The sequence below is a fragment of the Paenibacillus sp. FSL W8-0194 genome, from assembly GCF_037969745.1.
Lineage (GTDB): Bacteria > Bacillota > Bacilli > Paenibacillales > Paenibacillaceae > Paenibacillus_AQ > Paenibacillus_AQ cookii.
Genome location: NZ_CP150205.1, coordinates 2847131 through 2872648, shown reverse-complemented (window position 1 = coordinate 2872648; position 25518 = coordinate 2847131). Strand labels below are relative to the sequence as shown.

General features: G+C 48.2%; 23 protein-coding genes and 1 pseudogene. 3 read left to right on the top strand and 21 right to left on the bottom strand.

All coding sequences use genetic code 11. The features are described 5' to 3' along the window. Window positions 1-118: 118 nt before the first annotated feature. The 6 genes from MKY58_RS12905 to MKY58_RS12880 form a co-directional block, all read right to left on the bottom strand. Window positions 119-1135, bottom strand: a complete 1017-nt coding sequence (locus MKY58_RS12905) for an NADP-dependent oxidoreductase (RefSeq protein ID WP_339324877.1) — start codon at window positions 1133-1135, stop codon at window positions 119-121. Between the two features lie 97 nt (window positions 1136-1232). Beyond that, window positions 1233-1556: a metalloregulator ArsR/SmtB family transcription factor gene (locus MKY58_RS12900; RefSeq protein WP_339324876.1), complete on the bottom strand. Its 324-nt coding sequence runs from the start codon at window positions 1554-1556 to the stop codon at window positions 1233-1235. A gap of 477 nt (window positions 1557-2033) precedes the next feature. Further along, entirely contained in the window at window positions 2034-2870 is an 837-nt protein-coding gene (locus MKY58_RS12895; RefSeq protein WP_339324875.1) for an SDR family NAD(P)-dependent oxidoreductase, read from the bottom strand. A 224-nt stretch (window positions 2871-3094) separates the two neighbouring features. Next, the gene (locus MKY58_RS12890; RefSeq protein WP_339324874.1) at window positions 3095-3817 is read right to left on the bottom strand and encodes a RibD family protein; all 723 of its coding nucleotides are present in this window, start codon (window positions 3815-3817) and stop codon (window positions 3095-3097) included. A 28-nt stretch (window positions 3818-3845) separates the two neighbouring features. Further along, window positions 3846-4259, bottom strand: a complete 414-nt coding sequence (locus MKY58_RS12885; protein ID WP_339324873.1) for a cupin domain-containing protein — start codon at window positions 4257-4259, stop codon at window positions 3846-3848. A 99-nt stretch (window positions 4260-4358) separates the two neighbouring features. Then, a complete protein-coding gene (locus MKY58_RS12880; protein WP_339324872.1) occupies window positions 4359-5114 on the bottom strand; it encodes a carboxymuconolactone decarboxylase family protein in 756 nt (251 codons plus the stop codon). Window positions 5115-5332: 218 nt separating this feature from the next. Between MKY58_RS12880 and MKY58_RS12875 the strand changes: the two genes are divergently transcribed. Next, window positions 5333-5878, top strand: a complete 546-nt coding sequence (locus tag MKY58_RS12875) for a TetR/AcrR family transcriptional regulator (RefSeq protein WP_339324871.1) — start codon at window positions 5333-5335, stop codon at window positions 5876-5878. Window positions 5879-5986: 108 nt separating this feature from the next. On the opposite strand, the gene MKY58_RS12870 is transcribed toward MKY58_RS12875, so the two are convergent. The 7 genes and pseudogenes from MKY58_RS12870 to MKY58_RS12840 form a co-directional block, all read right to left on the bottom strand. Then, entirely contained in the window at window positions 5987-6625 is a 639-nt protein-coding gene (locus tag MKY58_RS12870) for an SDR family oxidoreductase (RefSeq protein WP_339324870.1), read from the bottom strand. Between the two features lie 27 nt (window positions 6626-6652). After that, window positions 6653-7563 (bottom strand): annotated as a pseudogene (locus MKY58_RS12865) (alpha/beta hydrolase). 161 nt (window positions 7564-7724) lie between these two features. Continuing rightward, window positions 7725-8954: an alpha-L-fucosidase gene (locus tag MKY58_RS12860; protein WP_339324869.1), complete on the bottom strand. Its 1230-nt coding sequence runs from the start codon at window positions 8952-8954 to the stop codon at window positions 7725-7727. Between the two features lie 102 nt (window positions 8955-9056). Continuing rightward, the gene (locus MKY58_RS12855; protein WP_339324868.1) at window positions 9057-10766 is read right to left on the bottom strand and encodes an ABC transporter substrate-binding protein; all 1710 of its coding nucleotides are present in this window, start codon (window positions 10764-10766) and stop codon (window positions 9057-9059) included. A gap of 137 nt (window positions 10767-10903) precedes the next feature. Further along, window positions 10904-11803, bottom strand: a complete 900-nt coding sequence (locus tag MKY58_RS12850) for a carbohydrate ABC transporter permease (protein WP_339324867.1) — start codon at window positions 11801-11803, stop codon at window positions 10904-10906. A gap of 57 nt (window positions 11804-11860) precedes the next feature. Continuing rightward, window positions 11861-12778 (bottom strand): ABC transporter permease subunit, encoded by a 918-nt coding sequence (locus MKY58_RS12845; RefSeq protein WP_339325141.1) that lies wholly within the window; start codon window positions 12776-12778, stop codon window positions 11861-11863. Between the two features lie 332 nt (window positions 12779-13110). After that, entirely contained in the window at window positions 13111-15375 is a 2265-nt protein-coding gene (locus MKY58_RS12840) for a helix-turn-helix domain-containing protein (protein WP_339324866.1), read from the bottom strand. A gap of 373 nt (window positions 15376-15748) precedes the next feature. Here MKY58_RS12840 and MKY58_RS12835 point away from each other — a divergent pair, with 373 nt between their 5' ends. Continuing rightward, window positions 15749-16678 (top strand): AraC family transcriptional regulator, encoded by a 930-nt coding sequence (locus MKY58_RS12835; RefSeq protein ID WP_339324865.1) that lies wholly within the window; start codon window positions 15749-15751, stop codon window positions 16676-16678. 177 nt (window positions 16679-16855) lie between these two features. After that, window positions 16856-17755, top strand: coding sequence for an SDR family oxidoreductase (locus MKY58_RS12830; RefSeq protein ID WP_339324864.1), 900 nt, complete (start codon window positions 16856-16858; stop codon window positions 17753-17755). A gap of 301 nt (window positions 17756-18056) precedes the next feature. Here MKY58_RS12830 and MKY58_RS12825 read toward each other — a convergent pair whose 3' ends face one another. The 8 genes from MKY58_RS12825 to MKY58_RS12790 form a co-directional block, all read right to left on the bottom strand. Continuing rightward, entirely contained in the window at window positions 18057-18815 is a 759-nt protein-coding gene (locus MKY58_RS12825; protein ID WP_339324863.1) for an ABC transporter permease, read from the bottom strand. Next, a complete protein-coding gene (locus MKY58_RS12820) occupies window positions 18812-19561 on the bottom strand; it encodes an ABC transporter permease (protein WP_339324862.1) in 750 nt (249 codons plus the stop codon). The genes MKY58_RS12825 and MKY58_RS12820 overlap by 4 nt, the downstream gene beginning before the upstream one ends. Next, window positions 19558-20271, bottom strand: coding sequence for an ATP-binding cassette domain-containing protein (locus tag MKY58_RS12815; protein WP_339324861.1), 714 nt, complete (start codon window positions 20269-20271; stop codon window positions 19558-19560). The genes MKY58_RS12820 and MKY58_RS12815 overlap by 4 nt, the downstream gene beginning before the upstream one ends. Window positions 20272-20363: 92 nt before the next feature. Further along, window positions 20364-21374, bottom strand: coding sequence for a HAMP domain-containing sensor histidine kinase (locus MKY58_RS12810; RefSeq protein WP_339324860.1), 1011 nt, complete (start codon window positions 21372-21374; stop codon window positions 20364-20366). Then, window positions 21371-22048: a response regulator transcription factor gene (locus tag MKY58_RS12805; RefSeq protein WP_339324859.1), complete on the bottom strand. Its 678-nt coding sequence runs from the start codon at window positions 22046-22048 to the stop codon at window positions 21371-21373. The genes MKY58_RS12810 and MKY58_RS12805 overlap by 4 nt, the downstream gene beginning before the upstream one ends. Before the next feature lie 191 nt (window positions 22049-22239). Beyond that, window positions 22240-23073: a carbohydrate ABC transporter permease gene (locus MKY58_RS12800; RefSeq protein WP_339324858.1), complete on the bottom strand. Its 834-nt coding sequence runs from the start codon at window positions 23071-23073 to the stop codon at window positions 22240-22242. Between the two features lie 26 nt (window positions 23074-23099). Continuing rightward, window positions 23100-23978 (bottom strand): sugar ABC transporter permease, encoded by an 879-nt coding sequence (locus MKY58_RS12795; RefSeq protein WP_339325140.1) that lies wholly within the window; start codon window positions 23976-23978, stop codon window positions 23100-23102. Window positions 23979-24172: 194 nt separating this feature from the next. Further along, on the bottom strand, window positions 24173-25504 hold the full coding sequence (locus MKY58_RS12790; RefSeq protein ID WP_339324857.1) for a sugar ABC transporter substrate-binding protein: 1332 nt from the start codon (window positions 25502-25504) through the stop codon (window positions 24173-24175). Between the last annotated feature and the right edge of the window lie 14 nt (window positions 25505-25518).

Genomic DNA, 25518 nt, shown 5'->3' with positions numbered 1-25518 from the left:
AAAGCCGCTAAAAAAGCGACTTCCAATGGGACCATGTTCTTGTCCCCCGACACGACAACACTGATGGCTATGGACATGGCTCCTTTTGGGACCTAGCATTTTACACAATTATACGGACTCAACTTTGTACTTTCTCTTTAATTTTAATGACAACCTTTCCTTTGGCTCTTCCGCCTTGCAGGTACGAGAATGCTTCCGCAGTTTCTTCCAAATGATACACCTTATCAATAACGGGGTTAATGTGACCTTCTTCAATGAATTCTTTTAAAACCTTCAATTGTGTTCCACTCGATTTCATAAAAAGGAAATGATATTTTGCATGGTACTTCTTCTCAAGCGCTGTGAGCTTATGGCTCACGATCGACAAAATGGCTGTTTTCATCCAACCCAACTTTGCTTCTTTTCCAAATCTTGCGTTTGGCAAACCAGAGATGGATACGATCTGACCACCTGGCTTTAGAATACGGAACGATTTTTCCAAAGCCGCTCCTCCCAGAGTATCAAAAACAGCGTCATATTCAGTAAGCATTTCTTCAAAGTTATCTTTTTTATAATTAATGATCACATCGGCGCCCATTGACTTGACCAACTCATATCCTTTTTCGCTTGCTGTTGTTGCAACAAAAGCTCCCATCAATTTGGCCAGTTGAATGGCGAACGTCCCCACACCTCCTGCACCTGCGTGAATCAGAATTTTCTGACCCTTTTGGAGATGCAAAATATCGGTAAAGGCTTGGTAAGTCGTAAGTCCGACCAGTGGAATCGATGCAGCTTCTTCAAAGTTTAGATTCTGCGGCTTTAAAGAAATATCTTCCTCATGTACAGCAATGTATTCCGCCAATGTACCGATACGGTTCTTGCGTGGTCTACCATAAACTTCATCACCAGGTTTAAATGCACTCACCCGTTCGCCAACCTTAACGATGACGCCGGAGAAATCATTGCCTAAGATTAGAGGAAACGAGTAACTCAACAGGAATTTTACTTTCCCTTCCTTAATTTTATAGTCGATCGGATTTAAGCTGGCTGCATGAATTTCCACTAACACATCATGTTCTCCGATAGGAGGCATTGGTTGTTCAGTCATAACAAAGGGAACATCTTTCCCGTATTTTTCAATGGTTATAGCCTTCATTGAGTATCACTCCCATTATGATTATTGGTTTAAACAAATGAACTAATAGGGCGAAAAATAATCCTGTGCTACAGGATTCCATTTAAGTCTTTGATATTCACTGAGGCCAAGAGCACTCTGCTTCAATGGCATTAATCAGGGTTTTGAGTTGTTCGAGCGGTTTGCGGAGAGTCAATATATAATAATTTTCTACGCCCTTTTTCTCGGATTGAATAAAACCAGCTTGTTTCAGCACCTTCAGATGATGGGAAACTGCCGGCCTGGATAAATTGATATGGCCTGATATCGCATTAACATTAAGTCCCGATTTGTTCTGTGCCAGCACCATAATAATAGCTTGGCGGTTTTCATCGGTCAGTACTTCCAGCAGCGGAATGGATTCTTTAAATTGTTGCAGAACTTGCTCGGTTCGCTGGCTCACCCTATCCACCCTCCCTGTTCATTCGTTTAATCGTTTAAACATAATTATAGCTAACTGCTAAATAAAATCAAGCGTTCGCAGCCAAATCTCGTAAACTGCTGCCACTGGCTCCCCCCCATTACCCGCATTTTTCCAATATCCGAATAGCCTGAACGATCTCGATACTTTTGCATAAAAAGGAAGGTGTACCAACAGCCTTAAATGGCTGCTTGGTACACCCCATAGATTGTTGCCCGCTCCATCATCAAACTTGGTGTGGTCCGATTTCTTGAAGGATGTCGAGCAGCCGGTTAGTCAGCCTTAATGACTATGCAGAACATACGATCAATCCCATCAGCCGTCAATTCCTTTTTAAAATAGACTGCACCACCAGCATTTATAAGCACATGTAATGGAGTCTCCCTGCTTTTGAATTTGTTTTTCTGTAATTTCAGATATTTCGGCCGAAACAGGTGCGGTTTCAAAATATTTCAATCCTTATTCAAATGAGAGAGACGTAGATAAATCACGATAAGCATCAATCTGTTTCTGAAGATCATTTACCTTTTGCTCGATTGCAGCAACAGCATCAGCTCCGGCAATCCAGCGTTGCGGCGGCTGCTCCTCACTTGCAATGGTCAGCAGTGCCTTGGCAAGCTTGGATGGATCACCACCTTGTTTACCATTCATGGATTCCCAAACCGCACGAGTTTCTGCCGTACGCTTCGCATAGTCATCAATGCTAAGCTCCGCCCAATTGGTTGATTCCGGCTCCAACAATGCTGTACGGAAGAAGCCTGGCTCGACGATCGTGGTATGAATGCCGAATGGAGCAACGTCCAAATGGAGAGACTCCATCCAGCCCTCAAGACCAAACTTGGAAGCGGAATAGGCAACGCAAAAGTCTTGACCGACGATGCCAGCGAGCGAAGAAATGGAAATAATATGACCGGAACGAGCTTTACGCATGACAGGGAGCACGGCTCTAGTGACATTCATCGGCCCAATAAGGTTGGTGTCGAGCTGTTTTTGGATTTGTTCCGGAGTCAGCTCTTCAAAGAAACCCGCATAGAAGCTGGCTGCGTTATTAACCAGTACATCGATCGTTCCAAAATGATCTACGGCTGCTTTGACTGCTGATTCGGACTCATCAAGACTGGTAATGTCTAATTTCACAACGAACAGATTTTCAGCTTTGCCGATTGCGTTAGTTACTTTATCCGTGTTACGACCCGTAGCGATTACCTTATGACCTGCTGCCAAGGCTGCTTTTGCAATTTCGACCCCCAAACCGCGTCCTGCTCCCGTAATAAACCAAACTTTTTGTTCAAACATATGGTATTCCTCCAGTTTTATTTATAAATTACGTCTTCTGAAAAGTCGAATATTGTTCTAATATCCCGACAATTAGACATGTATATTCCTTCTTTCAATCCAGTTGTAATTAATGAGTCAACAAAACACTCTAAAGCGCGATCGCACATGCATGTATGCCGTTTCATCCCAAAATACCGGGTGTAATGTACTTTTGCTGTGAGTTCCCGCTATCAAACAAAGAACTATTCCGGCTTTGCAGTATATTTCAGCGATAGTCCTCCATCCTCCAGTTTTTCGACGTCTTTCAAAATGAAATTTACGGGACGCTGGGTAAGAAAAGAGCTCGTTTCGAATAGGGTCACAGCGTTGGAGGCTCCATCCGCAATGGGAACGACGATAAGGCTTAGTTCATCAATTAATCCCTCATTCAAAAAAGAGCCATTTAAAACCCCCCCGCCTTCCAGCATTAATCTATCGATGGCGAATAGATGCTTCAGCTTTTCCAGGACGACCGTAAAATTTAATCGTTCTTTTCCGCCGAAAATATAAGAAATGCCGAGATTTTTCAAATATGCCAGGTAAGCATCCGAAACTTGCTCGCTCAGGACTTCAATGATATGATCGTCCGTCCGATGCTCATTCCACGAAGCAATGGAATTTTCTTGCCAACCCAGTTTTCCGGAAGGATCTACCGCTATGGCATAACTCTTAGCATCTTTATTTGCGACGTAATCCGTTCTGGGAATCGAGGGGGCGCCTTCGTGTTTTAAATCTAATGTGTGACCGAGAGTAAAGCCTTCCTCCATCGTAGTCCTGCCGCACATCCACGCATTGCATCCGTAACTTTCATGAATTCTCTCGTATTCCTCCGTAAAAAAAGCCCCTCGCTCCGTTTCAAAATATTTCCCGACGATTTTCCCGTCCAATGACGTCAGCATATGGCAGATAATATATGGTCTTGTCAATATGTCGTCCCCTTTTCGTCATAAGAGCTTATTTGGTTGCTTTTTCGTATACTTCATCGGAAACGGGTTCGAGCCATTCCGGCTTGCCCGCCGTGATGGCAATGTGTTCAAACCAGCTGTCTTTAGCAGCGCCATGCCAGTGCTTCACGCCATCGTGCGTGACAATAACATCGCCGGGTTTCAGGAATTGAGCAGGCTGCCCTTCTTCTTGGTACCAGCCTTCGCCTCCTGTAACCAATAAAATTTGAAATCCGTCACGGTGAATATGCCAGTTGTTACGGCATCCCGGTTCAAAGGTTACGTTCCCTACCCCCACATTCACCTTAGGGTCGGCAATCAAGGTTTTAAGATAACTTTGTCCTACAAAAAATTGTGCGAAGGCGTCGTTTTTCTCGCCTACAGGGAAAATAACGCCATTTTTCACTTCTTCATGTTTTGCCATGTTTAATTCCTCCAATGAATTGTATTGTTAAGAATCATCTTGATAAAAATATTCCTGCTTCGGCTTCGATCGTTTTGACCAAATCAATCATCCCCTGACTTAATCTTCAGGAATGACTTCGTTCACGCAAGCTAACGCATTCAGCGTTCTCGGAAAGCCGATATACGGAAGGCAAAGGGTGATGGCGGAAATCAAAGTTTCCTTGTCATTCCCCACGTTTTTGTTGCCCTGCACATGTGCCTTCACTTGACCTTCGGCGCTGCCCAAGCTGCTTATGATACACAGTGTTAACAACTCGCGTGTTTTCAAATCAAGTCCGCCCCGGGTGTAAAAATCTCCGAAGCAAAAAGCAGAAAGGTATTCCTGAATATGCTTTTGATTTGAAGGGGAGCTTGTTCTCATGTTTTGTATCACATCGCCGAAAATCTCGGTTTGCACGGCAAGTCCCTTTTCCAGACGATGATCTTCATCAACCTGCGTTTGGCTCTCAAGCGGCAATGCAATATGACTGGCTTCGAAAACCCCGTTGACTTCGTTGATCGCATTCAATGTCTTGGGAAATCCAATGTATGGAGCACACTGATAAACCGCTTCTTTGATCTCTACAGGTGTCAGGCCGACATTCAGCGCCGCGCTGACATGGGCTCTAAGCTGAGGCAACGTCTGGTTCGTTGCAAGCACCACCAGGGTGATCAGCTCCCGTTGTTTGTCATCCAGATTCCCTTGATAAAAAACGTCCCCGTAAATAAAGCGGCTCATAATGTCCTGAAACTCCGGGTCCGTAGAATATGCGGCGGGTACATGATCGCCAAAAAGCTGTTGGATTTTTTTCCGGCTCTTCTCCACACGATTCATATTTACATCTCCTCTTGAATGGGTTCAATTTTTCTAATAACCCGAAGAAAGCAACAATTGATACGTTAGTAAATGTATATTGATGCGATATCGCACATCTGTGTATAATATATAATGTAAAAAGAATGTCTTCAATTATCAAAAGTCCACGCTTTGTACGTTATGATACAAATGAGTGAATATTGTGCGGTTATTCGATAGAAAGATTGGTGAAGTAGATGCCTAAGATAGATCGAAGAGTACTAAAATCTCAAGAAGCCATCAAGAAGGCTTTTGTTCAACTCCTGTCCGAAAAAGGCTTTGATCATATTACGATTCAAGATATTTCCGATCGGGCCAATGTCGGTCGGAGAACCGTTTATGATCACTATGAGGATAAATTTGACTTGCTGGATAAGCTCATCAAGGAACATATCGATGAATTGAGGAAACTTTGCGAATCAGCATCGGAAATGAGTTTTGCCGAGGGGAATCTGATTTGGTTTGAATACTTTGAACGTCATTCTTCATTCTTTTCAACCATGCTTGGAACCAAAGGGACTTCTGCTTTTCGTAATCATTTCCTGAAATTTGTGATCGAGGAATTGGAGCGGGATGTAGATATAACCGAAGGGATAAATCAAGGATTAAGCAAGGAATTAATTCTTAAATTCTTTGGAGCCGCTGTCGTTGAGATCGTGGAAACCTGGTTCACCAATGGATTATCCGAACCGACTCAAGTTGTGGCAGAACAAGTAGGGATCTTGTTGGACAGGAATTTATAGGCGGCTTTTCATCGGACACGGAGTAATCGTCCATTCCATACCGGAAAGAAACGTAAAGTAAGCTGCCGTAAGGAAGCTTACTTTACGAGTGTATATTTTGCAATCTGCTTAATAAAAGGCTGGTTTATCCCCATCGGTATTCGGTTTGTTCACGCCCAGATTTCCATGAACATGTAAACCGGGCGACTCGATTAATTGGACGACCAAAGCCGCCACACTCTTACGCGATACTTCCGTACCTTTGAATTTTTCATCTTTCTCGGTAATCTCGTATTCAATCTCGTCGGCACCGGTCAACCACGCAGGTCTGAGAACGGTGTAGTCGAGCTTCGATGCCTCAATTACATCGACCGATTTACGATACGGGCCCAAATATTCGCCAATGGTGCGGTTGTTCCACTTGCCGAATTCTCCCGCTACCTCATCATAAATGCCCAGCGAGGTGATGAAGATCAGACGCTTCACACCAGCTGCGCCCATCGCATCCACAATCGTTCTCGCCTGCTCTTCCAGGTCATCGCCGGACAAATTTGCATAGACAGCATCTTGTCCGGCCATGGCTGCTTCCAACGTTGGGCGATCGAGAACGTCGCCTTCAATGATACGGACGCGATCGGAAGCATAGGATTGAAGCCGGTTAGAGTTTCGCAGATAAAGCGTCAGCTGTGCGTCGGTGCCGCTCAGGAACAGATCGATGGCCTGATGCGCAATTTGCCCGCCGGCTCTCAGAATCAGCACATTGGTCATTTCAAATCCCCCTGTTCTTGAATTGGATTATTTCAGATATTGAGAAAAGAATGCAGCGAGCTTGTCGACGGCTGGATTCACATATTCCGGCAAGTCGTACAGGCCAACGTGTGTGGCGCCCTCAATCGTAAACAGTTCTTTATTTTGGCTGGCCGCCTTATCAACGGCTTCTTGGCTGAAATAGAACGTATCTGCTTCGCTGCCTGCAATCGCCAGGAACGGCTGCGTTAAAAACTTATCGATGTGGCTGAAGGCCGAGTACGTTAAAATTTGTCCGAAGCTGGTGAACACAAGACGGTTTGGTGCATTTTTGTGGCAGCCGCGAGGGGTAACATAGTAATCATGTCCTTCGGCCATTGTACCCGTCATGCCTTCATCCAGCTCTTGCGGCACATAAGTTACATAGAGCGTATCAGCCCCGCTTGCTTCAGCCGTCCGTTGCTGCGACACTTGCTCCAGCAGCTTGATTTGATCCTCTACCGGCACGACGCGTCTAGACCTTCGCCGAACAGCGATCCGATATCGACCATGCTCACGGTTGCGACAGCCTTAATGCGGCGCTCTGTCTGCGATACCGCGACTGTGTATCCTCCGCCGGCACAAATGCCCAATGCTCCGATGTTATCCGTGTCTACAAAGGACAGCGTAGTTAGATAGTCAACCGCAGCACGAACATCTTCAGTACGAGCATAAGGATCTTCGAAATAACGAGGCGTTCCTTCGCTTTCTCCTTGGTTGGAAGCATCGAATGCCAAGGTAACGAAGCCCAATTCAGCAAGTTTGTCCGCATAAAGTCCGGCTGCCTGTTCCTTAACGCCACCGCCCGGATGAGAGACGACAATGGCCGGATACTTCTTGGCTTCATCGAATTCAGAGGGAACGTACAGATTTCCTGCCAACAGTATTGTATTATTTTTGAATTTAACATCGCTTTTCATCGTCTATATTCCTCCATTTACATGTTTTTTAGTGTGGAAGCTCTATGATTTGAGCAGATTTCTTAAACAAAAAAAAGCCTGACCCTTCAAGGGATTCAGGCTTTAGCATTATGTTTCAAGATGAATGGCCATGAACGTTGCGGAACGCGAAAAACTAAGCCTTAAACGACATTGTAAGCTGCAAAGCTGCGGATCACAGGCTTCTCTACGCTCGCAAGCACCCGTATTCGGAGCGCGCCGGTTTCAACCGTGGCGAAACGGTCGATTTTTTTATGCCCGATCGCACTTCCCCTGACAAGCTCTTTCCAATGGCCTTGAATGTCAGCCTCTAGAACGTACTCGCGTACGCGCTCCCCTTGGGAGATGTCCTCCATGAGGATCACGTGGTTCACGGACCCGGCCGAATCAAGATGGAGCAGCAGCTCCGTACCTTCACCATGCGTTTGGCCGATGGACTGCCCGAATCTACGCCGGATTTCATCCCCGAATTCGATGACTCGCGCTGCATCAGCATCAGGGAGGAGCCCGCGGTTATCCGGAGAGACGTTCAACAGCAGCGTAGCCCCGTGGCCGACCGACCGGTAATAAATGTCCAGCACGTCCTCCAAGCTTCTTAAGCTCGCCTCGTCGTCGGGATGCCAGAACCAGTGTCTTTTGCGGATCGGAACGTCACATTCGGCCGGCACCCAGGAGGGGGTTCCCTCCATCCATGTGAGCATGTCGCTGGTGAACATGCTTTCTCTTGCCGTCGTTGCCGTATTCCAGCAAGGGTATGGAGCGACGCCGTCCTCGTTGCCTACCCAACGGATCGTGGGCCGTCCCATATTAAAGACCATCGCTTCCGGCTGATATTGGTCTACCAGTCCGATGATTCTCGGCCAGTCATATTCCCGGCCTTGAGAGCCCGCCCCATCGAACCATACCTCGACAAGCGGCCCGTAACCCGTCAGAAGTTCCGTCAATTGCTCCGCATAGAAGTCGTCGTATGCTTCCTTATCCGGGTAGCAAGGTTCATGCCGGTCCCAAGGCGATAAATACAACCCGAACTTTAATCCTTCTTCCCTGCAAGCATCGGCGACTTCCCTGACCACATCTCCCTGCCCGTTTTTCCATGGGCTTGATTTCACGGAATAATCGGTCGTTTTCGTCGGCCACAGACAGAAGCCGTCATGATGTTTGGCGGTCAGCACCAAGTACTTGAATCCGGCACGTTTTGCCGTCCTGGCCCATTGCCGGGCGTCGAACTGCGTTGGATTAAAAAGCTCCGGGGAATCGGTCCCTTCCCCCCATTCCTGATCGCAAAACGTGTTGATGCCAAAATGGCAAAACATCCCCAGCTCAAGATCCTGCCATGCGAGCTGCTGCGGCGATGGTTTGGCAAGTACTGTCATTTTTAATACACCTGCTTTCCCAAAAATTCAAAGCTCACCCCCTGCGCACAAAACCACGCCTGCGCAAGGGATGAGGCAGTTCGTTATAGTTCGTTCCGGGGCCTATTTTTTGGCATCCAGCGCTTTTTGATAGATTTCCAGGTATTGGTTTAATTGAAGCCCATCGAATCCTTTTACATAGGCATCCCATTCTTTGTTAATGTCCTTGGAGCCGGTAATAAACTGGGCCATATTGGATTTGACGTAACTGACAAGCGTCGTTTTGATCTGCGCCGCGATCTCGGCATCTTCAAGCGCTATGAACAAGCCGTTAGGATACTGTTCCTTGGAGTGATACGGTTCGTACTCTTTGGAAACCTGATTCAGGCGGGTACCGTAACCGTCCGGAGCAAGCGGGTCCTGCGGAGCTACCCAAGATGCACGATAAGCGTAGGTCCGAAGCGATGGGCCGATCTGCTCCCAGCCGTCGTTATGGGTCGGCTTTTTATCCGTTTTCGGAATCGCCGCGTATTTGGCCTGCTCGCCGTTAAAATCCAGTTCTCCGGTTTTCGCCTTCCGCCACCCTTTGTCTTCGGGGCCGTTTTCCTCCAGCACGATGGCTTCTTCCGTGTATAAATAGTCCGCTAACCGGATCGCGGCAATCTGCTGCTCTTTTGTCGCTTTATTCGTAATCGCAAACTGGGAGCTTCCGATCCCCGCAAAATTAAGCGTCTGTTGAACGCCGTTCGGTCCTTTCAGCGGCGGCACGACAACGTAGTCCTTATGGCGCGGTGCTTTATCGTCCATGCTGTAGGCGTAACTGATTAATGCCGTCGAGAGGGTACCCATGACGTTATCCGGCTCGCGGTTGGCCATTTGCTGAACGGCGTCGGCATTTTGCGTAAAGGCCGCCGGATCGATCAATCCCTCTTTGTACAGTTTGTTGAGATAAAGGAGGCCTTGTTTCCACTCTTCTTTATTTGCCGTAAAGTCGACTTTACCGTCGATTTGGCGGAGGAACGTTCCCGAATCTTTATCGACGTAGTCATCGAGGATAAAGGAGTTCATGAGGAACGCCGAAACGTTGCCTGCCCACATCTCGTCGGAACCCGTCAACGGGATTTCATCCGGTTTGCCGTTTCCGTTCGGATCTTTCTCCTTAAACGCTTTCAGGACATTGTAAAATTCGTCCGTTGTCTTCGGAACAGACAGGCCCAGCTTATCAAGCCATGCTTTGTTGATCCACATTTTGAGCGCATTGTCGCAATGGTAACATTCGTTGACCTGCGGCAAAGCGTAGATGTTGCCGTCAGGCGCCGTAATCGAAGCCTTCATGTAGGGCAGATCCTGCATCGCCTTTTTAATGTTGGGAGCGTATTGATCGATCAAATCATTCAGAGGAATAAAGACTCCCTGCTGCCCGTATTTCATCTGTTCTTCCTTGGTCAGTCCCCCGTGCAAAATGACTTCCGGATAGTCGCCGCTGGCAAGCATGAGCTGCTTCCGGTCATTCAAAGCATTATCCGGGACCAAATCCCAGGCGATTTTGATATTCGTCTTGTCTTCGAGATATTTGGTAAACAAATTCGTTTCCATGTTTTCGATCGTCGCGAACTGCGGCGCGAACATTTTGATCGTCATCGGCTCTTTCACGATCGGATACGTGCCGACCGGCGTAAATATATCGCTTTGCTCCGCAGGCTTATTGTCTTTTTGGTCGCCGGAAGCTTCCGGCCCTGCGGATTTGCTGCCGCTGCAGGCGCTGAGAAGAAGCATGCAAGCCAACATCCAGCTGATGGTGCCTAGCCAAATTTTACGGTTCTTTTTTTGCATCGAACTTTTCCCCCATTCGTCATCATGGTTTTACCGGGCAATAACCTTGTTTTGTTAACCATCCGAACCTCGAGCTTATCCGCAAAACGGACAGCATCACCTCCTTCAAGCAGTTATGGCGGCGCGCTAAGCCGTCTTTAGCCCTTCAGCGAACCGATCATGACCCCTTTGACGAAGTGCTTCTGCACAAAAGGATAAATAATCAGAACCGGCGCACTTGCAACGACGATAAGCGAATATTTGATCAAATCCTTAAGCCCCTGCTGCGCCTGCATCTGGTTCACGTTCGCCATCATGGAGGCATCCACCGTATTCAGGATGAGAATGTTGCGGAGAATGATTTGGAGCGGGAATAAGTCGGGCGACCGCAAAAAGATCAGCGCATCAAAATACGCATTCCAATGTCCGACGGCATACATCAGCGTCATCACGGCAATGATCGGTTTGGACAGCGGCAGAACGATGCTGAATATAAACCGGATGTCGCTGCAACCGTCCAATTCCGCCGCTTCCGACAATTCATCCGGAATGGTGGTTTGAAAAAATGTCCTAGCCACAATGACCTGAAAGACGCCCATCGCCCCCGGCAAAATCATCGCCCAGCGGGTATCCAGCAAATGCAGGTCTTTGACGACGAGATAATAAGGAATCAGACCCCCGTCAAACATCATGGTGATCACAAGCATAACCATAAAAAAGCTGCGGCCATAAAGGGTCTTCTTGGCCAGCGGATAACCAAGCATGATGGTCAGAGCCACGTTCACCACCGTGCCGACGACGGTGTAAAAAAGCGAATTCAAATAACCGACGCCGATTTGCGGATTGCGGAACACCGCTTTGTAGCCGTCCAGTGTAAAATCCACGGGAAAAAGCCATACTTTGCCCGACGTAACCGCCTGGGGCGAACTGACGGACGAGCTTAATATGTAGATCAGGGGCACCGCCACAATGACAAGAATCAGCGTCAAAAACAGGTAGACGAAAGCAACGAATAGGCGATCGCCTTTGGACTCGCGAATAGCGGTTCCTTTGAACATAAGATCTCCTCTCTTTCTTGGTGCTTGTGCGTTCTCATGCATCAAACCGGGATAGGTCTACCAGAGGCTGTTGCTTGACAGTTTTCTGGCAATGTAATTGACCGTGATGAGCAGAATCAGGTTGATCACCGAATTGAACAAACCAATGGCCGCCGAGAAGCTGAAGCTTGACCCAAGCAAACCAACCTTATAGACATAAGTGGATATGACCTCGGAGGTGCTCAGGTTCAGCGGATTTTGCATCAAATATATTTTTTCAAAACCTAATTTCATGATGTTGCCCAGGTTCAGAATGAGAAGAATGACCGAAACGGGAATCAGGCTTGGGATATCGATGCGCAATATCTTCTGGATGCGGGATGCACCGTCTACCTTGGCGGATTCATACAGCTCCGGATTCACGCCGGAAAGCGCGGCGATGTAGATGATCGCGCCATATCCCGTAAACTGCCATACATCGGACCATACATAGATGGATTTGAAAAGGCCCGGCATGCCCATAAAATTCGTATTGCTTACGCCGAGCATCTCGAAAAACTTGCTGACCATCCCCACATGAGGCGTCAGGTTTACGATAATGATCGATACCATGATGACCGTAGAAATAAAATAAGGGGCGTATGAGACCATCTGTACGGTTTTTTTGAAAATGTCGTTTCGGATCTCGTTCAGCGCCAGTGCCAAAATGATGGGTGCCGGAAAGCCTACGATCAGGCCGTAGAAGCTGATGCCGAGCGTGTTTTTGATGTACAGCCAAAAATTCGGCGATTCGAAAAACTGGTAAAAATATTTAAGTCCGACCCAGTCGCTGCCCCAGATGCCTTTGATGACGTTGAAATTTTTGAATGCGATTACAATTCCGGCCATCGGTATATATTTGAAGATAATCAAATACAGGACGGGCAGCAGCAGTACGAGATAAAGCTGCCAGTGCCGCCTGATTTTTTTGCCGATGTTTCTTCTGCTTGGCGGCATTTGGGAAGATAAAGAGATTTTTTGAGCCAGTCCCGGCTCGGCTTGCGGCTTGCTGATCAGTCTTGGCATGATGGGTAAACTCCTTCCGTTCGATCATACTTTCGGGCATTTCTTTCAGGTGCTGGGAATGTAAGCTGATCGTAAAGGAAACCGCGATCCTGAACAAGAAACAAAAATAAACCGGATTAACCGTTTTCGCCTGCCGGCCCCATACAACGTAAAAACCCACCGTAAATAAGGTCTTGGCCGGTAATGCCGATCGCCCCGGTTTCCCGACCCCAACGCAGCCCATTGCGACGAATGAAAAAAACAGCGATGCACGATCGCTGTTCTTAACCGTTTTCTACGACTGAACCATTTTCGCCTGCCATGCTGCGCAGCTTGTCAGCCCGGTATTCGCCGGGAGCGACCCCGACGGTCCGCTTAAACACACGGGTAAACGAAATCGCATGGGTATATCCGACCCGTTCCGCAATTTCCTGCACCGAATCCCCCGTTTCCGTCAGCAGACGCTGCGCTTCCTTCATGCGGACATCGATCAAAAAATCAACGAATCTCTGCCCGGTGTTTTCTTTGAACAACTTGCTTACGTATTTGGCGTTCAGATGGAACCGGTCTCCAAGCATCTCGAGCGATAAGTCCGGATTGGCGTAATCCTGCTCGATCAGCCGGCAGATGTCCCGGATGATGTTCGAATGCTGCCGGCGATCCTGAAGCTGTTTCATCCTCTCAAACTGGGCCGCAAGCACCTGTTTCGTTTCCTGCCTCAACTGCTCCAAAGAGGAACAGTTGTCCACGCACTCCGTCAGCTTCGGCAGCCCCTCCTGTATCCATTGGTTGTATATTTCCTTGCTCATGCCGGACAGTTCGCGGCCGATGTGATAAATGAAATAATTCATCAAGTTGTATATTTCATCATTAGTTAACAAGCCTTGCTTCAACTGTACGAACCATGTGTCATAGTCTTCGATCCAATTTGCCTTCAACATTCGGTAGGACTGCACGATGGAGCGGATCTCCCCCAAATGCGAATACACTTCGGCGACGCCGTGGCGCGAAATATCATCGCCTTGAATCAGCCGGTTTTCGCCCAAAACGATTTTATATTGCAGAGCCGCAAGGGCTCCTTTATACGACATCGGAATATCGCCTAAATGCGGCGTGGATTCGCCCATGCCCATCGTGATGGTAAACTTCAAATTTTGGTCGACCCATGCGATAACCTGCTCGGCAAAACGGGGCAAGACCACGGTTCTGAAATGATCGTCGTCGCTTTTTTCAAACAACATGACCGACAAGCCGGAGGAAGACACCCATTCGGACCACACCCGGCAGTCCCATTTGGAGGCCATCTCATGGACGACGGTCCGCAAGGTAAACTTAAGCAAATCCTGATCGGCTTTCGAATAGTTCCTGCAAAAGTCGCCGTATTTGTCGATTTCAATCATGAGGATGCGAAATTGATCCAGCGGCTGCGGCAAGTTCAGGCGGTCCGCCTCCGACTTCAATTCGGCAACCGTCAGCGATGAATCCCCTTCAATCAATTGATGGAACATATACCGGGTCCGCAGATGCAGATCCTCCCGGTATTTCTCCTGATACTGCTTGGATTGCTCCAATATGTGGTCGACAGCGGATTCAATGAAGGCAAATTCATCCGGTTTTCCTTTCCACAAGCCTCCTCCCGCCACCGGAAGCGAATAGCTGCTGAACCTGGCGGCGATGGCTTCGATCGGTTTCGAATTCCGTTTGGTGACGTAAATCATCCAAATGAACCCGACGGCAATCATGACGATGCCGATAATAAACCAAAGGTTATACAGATAAGAGACAGCGCTTACAAAACCATGGTTCACAAGGCCGCTCCCGTATTTCCAATTGGTATAGCTCGATATATACTCCGAGTAGACTTCGGACGATCCGACCTCGACGTCGCTGCCGAACAAAGCCTGGCCCGATGCATCCTTGACTTGAATAAAGCTGACCTTGGACTCATACATCGATTTGGTCAAGTTGCTCAGGGAATCCGCGGCCACGTTGACGACGATCATGCCCAGGTCGTTTTTCATGTAAGGCGACCCCCGAACCAGGCTGACGACCTGCTTGCCGCCTTTCATTTTAAACTGTTCAAACGTTCGTACGCCCGTCCATTTGGGAGTCATCGATACCTGGTACTGCTCGATAAAACTACGGTCCGGATACGTGTCGACAAATCCGTTCGTCGCGTCGCTGAGCACATACCCGTCCGAATTTCTGACCAGATAGATCGAATCGATCAGGGGATAATAATTGATCATTTCTTTGAGCTTCTGCACGGCCCTGATATTAATATACGGATCGCTCGCCGCCGTCGACTTGAAAAAATCATTCAAAGGTTTGCTGTTAATGCTCTCAAGCACGATCATGTTGTCGATCACCTTTAAGGACGTATCTACGATACGCATCGCTTGCAGCGAGAGGTTCTTATTGGCATTCAGCGCCTCCTGGCGGCTTTGTTCGCCGAAGATCTGAAAGAACACAAAAAATATGAACGTAATTACAATGATAAAAACCGGCATGTATGAGAGCAATAGACGTTTGAACCAGGATTTACGCATGAGCAGCCCCCGCAAAGTTGATTTTTTTCCACTCTTCTCATTTCACCGCCTGCCCTCACAAATCCTTTTTGCGAATACGTAAAAATGCATCCCGGGGATGCATGGGTATCCAAACCGATCGACAACGCTAATGTTCACGCCATGTTCTAATCGTTCCATTGGCCGCTAAGTCGATTTTTTTAATGGCATGAGGCCATCTTTACGGGTCTACTATCGGAGCAAGCGGTCGTTTGACGATTACATGTCTATCGGGCAAAATAATGGTTACCATCGGATCTTGACTGCCATTTAAGACAGTGCCACAATATCGCTCCAATGGATAAAAACCATAAGTCATAAATTCTAAATAAAATGGAGTTGAGTTCGAAACCAAATGAAAAAGCCAGATGAACATTCGCTTTCAGATGAATCGCTTGATGCAGAAACGGCTCGTTTGGCCCGACTGATCCACGCCTATACTCCATATGACGGCACGTTTAGCCAGTGCATTCCCGGTTTGGACGTCAGCCGTTATTCAAAAGTAAATATGGACTGCGTGAGAACCTTCAACTCCCCCTCTCTGTTAGTCGTTGCCCAGGGAGTAAAGGTTGCCACCGTGGGGCAGGAGATCTATCAGTTTGGCCGTTCACATATGCTCATGTTCCCTGTGGCTCTACCGATTGCTGTGAGCACTATACAAGCCAGCCCTTCTGAACCTTTTCTAAGTGTAAAGCTGAAGCTGGACCCACAAAGGATTGCCGAGTTAGTACTGAAAGTGTATCCCCAGGGCCTGCCTCCCATTAGAGAAAGACGCGCAGCGTATATCATTCACGCCGATTCGGGTATGATCAAAGCTGTGTCGAGGCTTCTGGAGTGTCTTTCTAATCCCGTTGAAGCTAAATTGCTTGCCCCGCTTGCGGTGGATGAGATTTTGATGCGAGTCCTGCTTAGCCCTGTTGGCGTTCATGTCGCTGAAATGTGTTCTGCCGACTCGAGAATGCAGCGAATTGTGAAGTCGATTATGTGGCTGCATGACAACTTCCCCCAGCAAATAAAGATCAGGGATTTAGCCAAGTTGGTACATATGAGCGAATCCTCGTTTCACGAACATTTTAAGGCAGTCACTTCAATGAGCCCGTTGCAGTACCAAAAAGCGCTGCGCCTTCATGAAGCGAGACGTCTGATGATATCCAGCTCTATGGATGTAAACACTGCTTGTCAGCTGGTTGGGTATGTAAGCACTTCTCAGTTTAGCCGAGATTACAGCCGCTTTTTCGGTACCCCGCCCAAGAGAGATATCGCTAAATTGCGCCAACAAAAGTAATGTTTATGGTTTGTGGTATCGGAGGATTAGACAATAAGTGACGAGGAACTGGCAAAAACCTGGGCGATACGCAGATTATAATTAGTAAGTCTTGAGGCTGGCGTTGCGACTCTTTTTTTTCGCAATACCCGTGCTTCAAGCAGATCCGCTTTTAAGTTACTTAAGGAGGATTTCATTATGCGTATTTTTGTCACAGGAGCGACGGGTTTCATTGGTTCCGCCGTCGTGAGCGAACTCATCGAAGCAGGTCACCAGGTCGTCGGCCTGGCCCGCTCAGACAAGGCTGCCGAATCATTGACTGCAGTCGGGGCGACGGTGCATCGCGGTGCCCTCGACGACCTCGACAGCTTGCATAAGGGTGCTGCCGCATCAGACGGCGTTATTCACCTAGGCTTCAAGACCGATTTCGCGGATTTCGCAGGCGCAGTCGCAACCGACCTGCACGCCGTCGAAACGTTTGGGGCGGCGCTTGAAGGCTCCAATAAGCCGTTTGTGTTCACTACGGGAACCTTAGTGGTCGCATGGTCGAACCCGGTGCCGATCCTCGGAACGGAGGAGACCGCGGTGGACTCCAACGTACCACGGGGCGCGGCGGAAAACGCGGCGATCGCACTAGCAGATCGAGGAATACGGTCATCGGTCGTTCGGCTCGCACCAACCGTGCATGGCCCCGGCGATCATGGCTTCATCTCTATGCTGATCGACATTGCTCGGAAAAAAGGGTTCTCGGCCTACGTCGGCGACGGGTCCAACCGCTGGCCGGCTGTTCATCGCCTCGATGCGGCTCGCTTGTACCGTCTTGCAGCTGAATCCGCACCAGCTGGCTCTCGGCTGCACGCTGTCGGCGAAGAAGGTATTCCATTCCGTGATATCGCCGGCGCCATCGGTCGCAGCTTAAACCTGCCAGTAGCCAGCATCTCCCGTGAAGAGGCAGAAGCCCATTTTGGCTTTCTCGGCCCTTTTACGTATACCGACAACCCCATGTCGAACACTCTGACCCGGGAACGTTTGGGCTGGCAGCCCGTGCACCCTGCATTGATTCCGGACATCGAACAGGGGCATTACTTCAATAACTGAACCGCTGGCTGCATCTGTGTCTTCGCGTTATGTGATATTTAGAGGGCGCTGAAGAACTAACACGCCTTTGTTGACTCCGTATCTTGAATAACCACAAAGAAGACATCTATCCTCAGACAGATGTCTTCTTTATGATCAGTCACGATGATCAGTCACGCCATCATAAGCTGCACCACCACAAATTGACCAGCCGAACCCACGTTGTTTCCGGCGTCATAGTCGTCTTCCCAATTTCACCAATGTTAGCTGAATAGATCTGTTTCTGTCTCAATAGGTTCCCGCTCTTGGCCGTTAGCTGCACTTAGGCATCACGTTTACGGTAAAAAACAATAGCTGCAATAATAAGGATCAGTGTCCATACCATTGAAATTCCCGTCCCTTGCATTGGCGTTAGGACCTTTATTTCATCAGGGGCAGGCGGCATATACATATAGGATCCGGCCATATCCGGTAAATAATTTTTAATGCTAGGCAGAAAATTTCTCAACAATGGACTGATAATGAAATAATAACCAAGCAGCAGCACTATAGCAGGAGTGGTTCGTTTCAGTAAAGTTCCTATAGCTGCACTGAGAAGTGTGGTTAATGTTAGATAGCCTGCCGCACCTGCTAATGCTTTTATCATTGAATCGGTTTTCATCCCTACTGCTGTGTCTCTCATCATCATAAAAGTATACAGTACACCGGATGCAGCAATAAAAAACGCCACAGGAACGGTTATCATGGCCAATGCCAAATGCTTCATGGATAATTGAACCCCGCGCCAAGGTATCGTAGCTAAAGTAGTTCGAATCTGTCCACCCGTATACTCCGAACAAGCAGCCAAGATACCAAGAATAATGAACCCTGCTTGAAGATAACCTATTGAAGCAAGTCCTATACTCAGTATATTTTGCTTCCCCGCTTCCCCTTGCAGGCCAACCGAAGTAAAAGCTGCCGTTAAAACCACATTAAGAATGAATGTGCCCATAAGAGTGAGCCATATCCATGATAATGTTGCTAATTTGTCCAGTTCAGCACGAAGGATTCGTGTTATCTTTTTACTCGAAGGGATACTCATGATGCAACATCCCTTCTATGAAATACAATAGCTGCAACAATGAAAAGAACGACTACCCATGCGAACATGACGAATCCGCCTATGAACGGGGTATGAAAACTGTCGCTCATCGTCATAAACATGTCAATGCCAGCCCGGTCCGGTAAGTATAACGCCAACTTCGTAACCTTGGAAAGCAAGTAACTAAATGATATAAAGGAAGTATTTATGATGAGCACAGCAAGCGGGATCATGCCATTTTTGGTTAGGACAGTCAACCCGAATGCTAAAAGGGCAGTGAATGTCCAGTAACAAACTGCACCGAGCAGTTTAGACCATTCAAATACGGGAGTATATTCACCAAGGACTAGATACGTGGCTGACACCGTTGTTATCATGGCAACAACACTAAGCATGATGCTGATCACGGATACAGCGCCTGCTTTGGACAGCAAAAAATGAAGCCTTGATGAAACAACCGTTAAGCTTGTCGCAATCTGTTGTCCCCCGCCCGATTCACTGCTCTCTGACAAATACTCACTGCTGACGGCAAGCACACCGAGAATAATGACACCTTGTACACCAAGGGCCAAGCCAATATAGCCAACTTCCGATAGCCGCGTGCTGACTCCAGCTATAATCACCTCTTTTTGTGCTATGCTGTCCAAGGCAGCGATGACCGCTGGGCTGAATGCTCCAATCAGAAAGGCAAGCCAAATGCCCGGCAGGGAGAACAATTTAGATAGTTCCGCGTTGAATGCTCTCATACAACGTCACCTGCTTTGTCTGATGTCAGGGCAAAATAGGCTTCCTCCAGAGAGGAATGGTTACCTATCACTTCTTCCAATGTTCCGTCTGCAACGATTTTTCCCTGCTTAATAATCACCACATCATCAACCGTCTCTGCAAGCTCTCCCATCAGATGACTCGATAGTAACACCGTGTTTCCAGACGCTGCGCGTTCACGTAAAAATGTCCGAATAAAGCGGATTCCTTCCGGATCGAGCCCGTTTACAGGTTCATCTAAAACCAATATTTCCGGATCCCCAAGAAGCGCAGCTGCCAGTCCAAGTCTTCTTCCCATCCCAAGGGAATAACTTCCAACCCTTTTTCCAGCCGCATTCGTAAGACCTACGATTTCCAAAACTTCCTCTACACGTGAGCGGGGCAATCCTGCGGCACGGGCAATCCAACGCAAGTGTGCCCGCCCGGTTCGCATACGATGAGCTCCAGATCCATCCAGTGCGGCACCTACTGTTGCCAGAGGATGTTGCAATTCTGCGTATGGCTTGCCATTCATTAATGCACTCCCTGAGCTGGCACGATCCAATCCAAGGAGGATACGAAGTGTAGAACTTTTACCTGCCCCGTTTGGGCCTAAAAAACCAGTCACTCTACCTGGCCTAGCCTTAAAACTGATACCTGATAAGATCTCTTGAGTTCCGCGACGTTTCTCCAAGTTATGAATTGTAATCAACCATAACACTCCTTTTCTGTTATGGCTCCAATTATAAATAAGCAAAGTTACATCCCGGTTATCAGGCTGTTTACTTCTGGGTTAACTTTAGGTTAAGCTCTACCAATGGCTACTCTTGTGCCGTTTTCATTTGATGCAAAGTCAGCTTTCAGCTTCATTTTTTTCAACATATAATCGCAAGCAGATAAACCAATCCCCGCTCCTCGCTCATAGGAAGCGCTATCCAAACCGGGCCCCCTGTCTGCAACGATGATCCGTTCCCGTTCTACATCAACCACGATGTTGGCATATTTTCCTTCTGCTGCATGCCGAAGAATGTTCTGAAATAAATTATCCAGCACCCGTGACAACCATGCAGGATCTGCTTTCCAATAAAAAGTCTTCTCTGCCGGTAAATTTACATCAAGCTGAATTTGTTTTTCTTCAAATGCAGGATACCACGCAGCAACAGATGCTCTTACTAAACGCACAATATCTGTTGAAACGGGTTCAAAAGGATGTTTCCCTGATATAAGCAATGTATAGGAAAGCAAATCATCCATGAGATCCCCGACTCTGGTGATCGTGTGGTTCATCTCCGTTAATGAGTGTCGTCCTTCTAAACTCAAGGATTCTTTATTTAATCTGGAGACATGTCCTCTCAAAATGGTAAGCGGCGTTCGCAAGTCGTGGGATAAATTCGCAATGAGCCGATGTCGCAACAATTCCTCTTCATATGCTCGTTTACGGCTGTCTTCCAGCTGCTGAATCATCCAATTAAATGAACTTCCTAGCTGGTCGATCTCATCCATACGATCCAATTGAACAGATATAGGTTTAGGGAATGAGTTATGTTTAGCGGAAAATGACATGGCTTGCTGTAAGCCGGCGAGACGTTTTTGAAGTTTAAAGAAGAACAGCCAAGATAATATAACAAATGCGACCATAATAAAAACAAACAATAGTAAGGACACGTAAAACAGTTTTAACGTTGTTACATTGTTTTCAGGGATACCTGAAACCCCAAAAAACGCACTGGAGAAAATAAGCAAAATCGGAGGAAGAAAGATAAACAGAAAATGTACTTTTAGAAAACGACGAAATAATGATCTAGTCTGCTTCATCGTTTCACCCGGTAGCCTATTCCCTTCAACGTTTCAATAATCTCCGGGGAATCCGGATGGCGTTCCAGCTTTTGACGCAAACGATGGATATGCACCATTAATGTTTTATCGCCCGTGATATAAGGTTCTTCCCAAATAGCTTCATAAATTTGTTCTTTTGGCAAAACTTGATTAGGGTGACGCAAGAAATACATTAAGATCTGATGTTGTTTCCCTGTCAATATAATTTCTTCTCCTGTGCGTTTGTCAAAAATCATTTGGCTCTCGGGATCTACTTCAATCTGATTTCCTAATGAAATGCGTGCGGAATGGGTTCCACCCCTTCGACGGATTAATACTTCTAATCTTGCAACCAACTCATCCGTATGGAATGGTTTCGTTAGATAGTCATCGGCAAATTGCAAACCATCTACCTTATCAGTTACCGATGTTCGAGCAGATAATAGCAAAATAGGAACATCAGGAGCTGCCTTTTTTAATCGTTTCCCCACCGTAAAACCGTCTAAACCGGGTAACATGATATCCAAAACGACGACTTCATGCTGATGTACTTCTGTTTCGGCTCCTTCACCAGATAACAGCCACTGAACCGTAAATCCTCGCTGTTCCAATTCTTCTTTTAGCAGGCTGCCTATTTTCTCATGATCTTCAATATATAATACGTTTGTTTTCAAGCAACATCCCTCTCTCTATATCGCATGAATAAAAGCAGAATTTTTCTCTTCATACTTTTTCATATATTATCATAATTTGGGTTCCGGGATATAAAGCGCTGATCAAACAGTAACGCAAAAAGCAGCATGGTCAAGGAACCTGACCATGCTGCTGCAACTTTGCTTGGATCAAAGACTAAGGAGCGCGATCGCTATCCCTTGATCCCGGAAAGCGTTACGCCCTCTATGATATAACGTTGACCGATGATATACACGATCAGCACCGGAATCAGCGCAATCGAGGCGCCGGCCATCATGAGCGTCCAGTCCGTGGAATACATGCCGCGGTACAGGTTCAGCATCATCGGGACGGTGAATTTTTCGGGAGTATTCAGGAATATGAGCGGATAGAAGAAGCTGTTCCACATGCCGAGGAACGTGAAAATGCCGAGCGCCGACAAGGCCGGTTTAACCAAGGGCAACATGATCCGCGCATAAATCGTCCAGCGGTTGGCACCGTCCACGATGGCGGCCTCCTCCATCTCCTTCGGAATGCCTCTGAAAAACTGACGCAGCAGAAACACGCCGAAGGCGTTAAACAAGGCGGCGGGCACAATGATCGACAAGTGCGAGTCGAGCCAGCCGATGCTTTTCATCATCAAATACAGGGGAATGATCGTAACTTGCCCCGGCACCATCATCGTCGCCAGAAACAGAACGAAGAGGGGCTCCCGGAAGGGGAAGCGGATCTTGGCAAATGCGTAAGCCGCCATCGAGCAGGTGAACAGCTGGGAAGCAACGACGATCACGTTGATGTAGAAGCTGTTGAAATACGCTTTTCCGAAAGGCAGCGCGGTTAACGAGGTTTTGAAATTGGACCACACGAACGGATCGGGGATCCATTTCGGCGGCACGATAAAAACTTGGGACAGATCCTTGAGCGAGCTGAGCAGCATCCATACAAACGGCAGTGCCATAATGCATGCGCCGATCAGCAGTATAATATGAAGCAGGACGGTGGACAAACGTAGTCCTCTGGTCTGCATGCGTTCTCCTCCTTATCCGGTCGATTCTAGTCCTCGTAATGGACCCAGCGTTTGGACATTTTCATTTGGAACAGCGTCAGCGCCAAGATCATGATGAACAAAATGACTGCGGTCGCCGTGCTTTTCCCGAACGTAAAGTCCACGAACGCCGAATCGTAAATGTGAAACACGATCGTATAGCTCGCTTTCGCGGGCCCGCCGGAGGTCATGACGAATGACTGGTCAAACACCTGAAACGAACCGATGATCGTCATAATCGTCACGAAAAAGGTCGTCGGAGATAGCAGCGGAACGGTTATGTTGATAAACTGCTGCCATTTGCTGGCGCCGTCAATCTGTGCCGCTTCGTAATAGCTGGCGGATATGCCCTGCAGCCCGGCCAGGAACAAGACCATATTCCCGCCAAGACCCATCCAGACGCTGAGCATGGCGATCGACGGCATGACAAACCGCGTGTCGGTCAGCCAGCGGGGGCCATCGATCCCGAACCACTCCTTCAAATAAAGGTTGATCAACCCGAAATCGGCGTTAAACAGCCACATAAAGACGACGGCGACCGCCACGGACATCGTAATGTTCGGCATAAAATAAATGAGTCTGTAGATCAGCTTGCCTTTTACCCGGTTCAGGCCGACCGCGATCAGCATCGCCAGAATAATGCCCGTAGGCACGGTTAGCACCGTATAGTACAGCGTATTAATCAAGGCGATCCGGAAATCCTCATCCTTGAACGTGTTGATGAAGTTGTCCAGTCCGACAAACTGCTTCTCTCCCATCCCGTCCCATTTCATCATGCTGAGCACGAAAGCCGAAATCAGGGGAATTAAGGAGAACAACAGCAGTCCGACCAATTGGGGAAATATAAAGACATACCCCCAAATCCCATCCGATGTCTTGCTCGTCATAGCGGTCTTCCGTTTGTTGTCCGGCTGCAAGGCCGGTGCAGAAGCCGCTTTGTTGGCCGTCTGATTCTGCATAAACAACCACCTTCCCTCTTGCGGATTACGCCTTACAAAGCGCTGGCCGTCAGCCGCCGGCCGTATGGAAAGAGGGAAGGAACGCTGCGCGGTGCCCTGCGCTCCTTCCCTCCGGACTTTCGTTATTTGCCGTTTTTATAATCGTCGATTTTTTTGTTGGCCATGTCCTGAATGTCTTTGAGCGACGCGTCCAATTCGCCGTTCTTGAGCCACAGTGCCTCGAACTTGGAAGTAATGTCCGTGCTTAACCCCGGAATGCCGGCCTCGAACGGCGTCAGCGAATAACCTACCTCACGGGCATCGAGGAACAGCTGCGCATGCTCCGGCAGGTTGCCTTCCAGAACGACGTCATCCACGCCTTGAACGGACGGTACCGCATTGCCCCCGCCTTGCAGACGGAACTTCTGTCCTTCCGAGCTCAGGAACTCGGAATAGAAGGTATAGGCGGCGTCTTTATGCTTCGATGCGCTGTTCATGACCAGGAATGCCGTCGGAATTCCGGCCGGTTCAATCTTTTTCCCCGTGTTCGTCGGCCAGGTCACGACATCGTACTCCAGGCTGGAATTTTTCTTGAACAGCGGCAGATACCACCGTCCGGCCCCGACAAACCCGACTTGGTTGGACATGAACATGGCGTCGCCGCCCTGCCCCTTCGGCAGCGTACCTGCAAATGTAATATTTTTCTCCTTCACGTTATCGTACAGGAACTGGAATGCTTCCTTCGCCTTCGGGTCGTCATAACCGATAAACTTGCCGTTATCGTCGTAAACTTTGCCGCCGTTGGACGTTACCCAGCTGTAATAGCTGTTCCAGGAGTTGTCCAGTACGTACCCGTACTTTTTCGAGTCGCGGATTTTCTCCACCATGCCTTTGAACGCGTCCCAGGTCCACTCGCCCTTCGCCTGAAGGTCGGCCGGCATCTCCGTAATTCCCGCGTCCTTCAGCACTTTCTTGTTGTACCACAGCACCATCGGGTTGCAGTCGACCGGCACGCCGTAGATTTTTCCGTCACGCTTCGCCGCGCCCCACAGCCCCTCGAAATAGTCCTCCGGTTTGATTTTGCTGTCTGCTGCCGTCATTCGCGGCGTTACTTCCTCGATGCTTTTATTCTCGATCAGTTTCACGACGAAGCCATCGCCGGCATAAAACACGTCAGGAGCGGTTCCTCCCGTCAGTTGCGTCAGAATTTTCTGGTCGTATTCCCCCGGAATCGGAATCAGCTCCGCCTCAATGTCCGGATGCTTCGAGTTGAAGTCCTTCGTAAACTCTTGGAAGCGGGTCAGCTCTCCGGGATTCCCCCAGGTCGCCCATTTAATCTTGACCTTTTCCCCGCCGCCTTTGCCGTCTTCCGACACCGCTCCCTGGTTGTCGCTGCCGCCGCCCGATCCGCATGCCTGCAGCACAACCGACGCCAACAATACCACCGCGAGCAAGGACTTTCTGAGCTTCTTCATTTTTTTACTCCCCC

Excerpts from the sequence above, each read along its gene's own strand:
- MKY58_RS12905 (WP_339324877.1), bottom strand. The coding sequence starts at position 1,135 with ATGAAGGCTATAACCATTGAAAAATACGGGAAAGATGTTCCCTTTGTT.
- MKY58_RS12895 (WP_339324875.1), bottom strand. The coding sequence starts at position 2,870 with ATGTTTGAACAAAAAGTTTGGTTTATTACGGGAGCAGGACGCGGTTTG.
- MKY58_RS12885 (WP_339324873.1), bottom strand. The coding sequence starts at position 4,259 with ATGGCAAAACATGAAGAAGTGAAAAATGGCGTTATTTTCCCTGTAGGC.
- MKY58_RS12880 (WP_339324872.1), bottom strand. The coding sequence starts at position 5,114 with ATGAATCGTGTGGAGAAGAGCCGGAAAAAAATCCAACAGCTTTTTGGC.
- MKY58_RS12875 (WP_339324871.1), top strand. The coding sequence starts at position 5,333 with ATGCCTAAGATAGATCGAAGAGTACTAAAATCTCAAGAAGCCATCAAG.
- MKY58_RS12870 (WP_339324870.1), bottom strand. The coding sequence starts at position 6,625 with ATGACCAATGTGCTGATTCTGAGAGCCGGCGGGCAAATTGCGCATCAG.
- MKY58_RS12860 (WP_339324869.1), bottom strand. The coding sequence starts at position 8,954 with ATGACAGTACTTGCCAAACCATCGCCGCAGCAGCTCGCATGGCAGGAT.
- MKY58_RS12855 (WP_339324868.1), bottom strand. The coding sequence starts at position 10,766 with ATGCAAAAAAAGAACCGTAAAATTTGGCTAGGCACCATCAGCTGGATG.
- MKY58_RS12850 (WP_339324867.1), bottom strand. The coding sequence starts at position 11,803 with ATGTTCAAAGGAACCGCTATTCGCGAGTCCAAAGGCGATCGCCTATTC.
- MKY58_RS12845 (WP_339325141.1), bottom strand. The coding sequence starts at position 12,778 with ATGCCGCCAAGCAGAAGAAACATCGGCAAAAAAATCAGGCGGCACTGG.
- MKY58_RS12840 (WP_339324866.1), bottom strand. The coding sequence starts at position 15,375 with ATGCGTAAATCCTGGTTCAAACGTCTATTGCTCTCATACATGCCGGTT.
- MKY58_RS12835 (WP_339324865.1), top strand. The coding sequence starts at position 15,749 with ATGAAAAAGCCAGATGAACATTCGCTTTCAGATGAATCGCTTGATGCA.
- MKY58_RS12830 (WP_339324864.1), top strand. The coding sequence starts at position 16,856 with ATGCGTATTTTTGTCACAGGAGCGACGGGTTTCATTGGTTCCGCCGTC.
- MKY58_RS12825 (WP_339324863.1), bottom strand. The coding sequence starts at position 18,815 with ATGAGTATCCCTTCGAGTAAAAAGATAACACGAATCCTTCGTGCTGAA.
- MKY58_RS12820 (WP_339324862.1), bottom strand. The coding sequence starts at position 19,561 with ATGAGAGCATTCAACGCGGAACTATCTAAATTGTTCTCCCTGCCGGGC.
- MKY58_RS12810 (WP_339324860.1), bottom strand. The coding sequence starts at position 21,374 with ATGAAGCAGACTAGATCATTATTTCGTCGTTTTCTAAAAGTACATTTT.
- MKY58_RS12800 (WP_339324858.1), bottom strand. The coding sequence starts at position 23,073 with ATGCAGACCAGAGGACTACGTTTGTCCACCGTCCTGCTTCATATTATA.
- MKY58_RS12795 (WP_339325140.1), bottom strand. The coding sequence starts at position 23,978 with ATGACGAGCAAGACATCGGATGGGATTTGGGGGTATGTCTTTATATTT.
- MKY58_RS12790 (WP_339324857.1), bottom strand. The coding sequence starts at position 25,504 with ATGAAGAAGCTCAGAAAGTCCTTGCTCGCGGTGGTATTGTTGGCGTCG.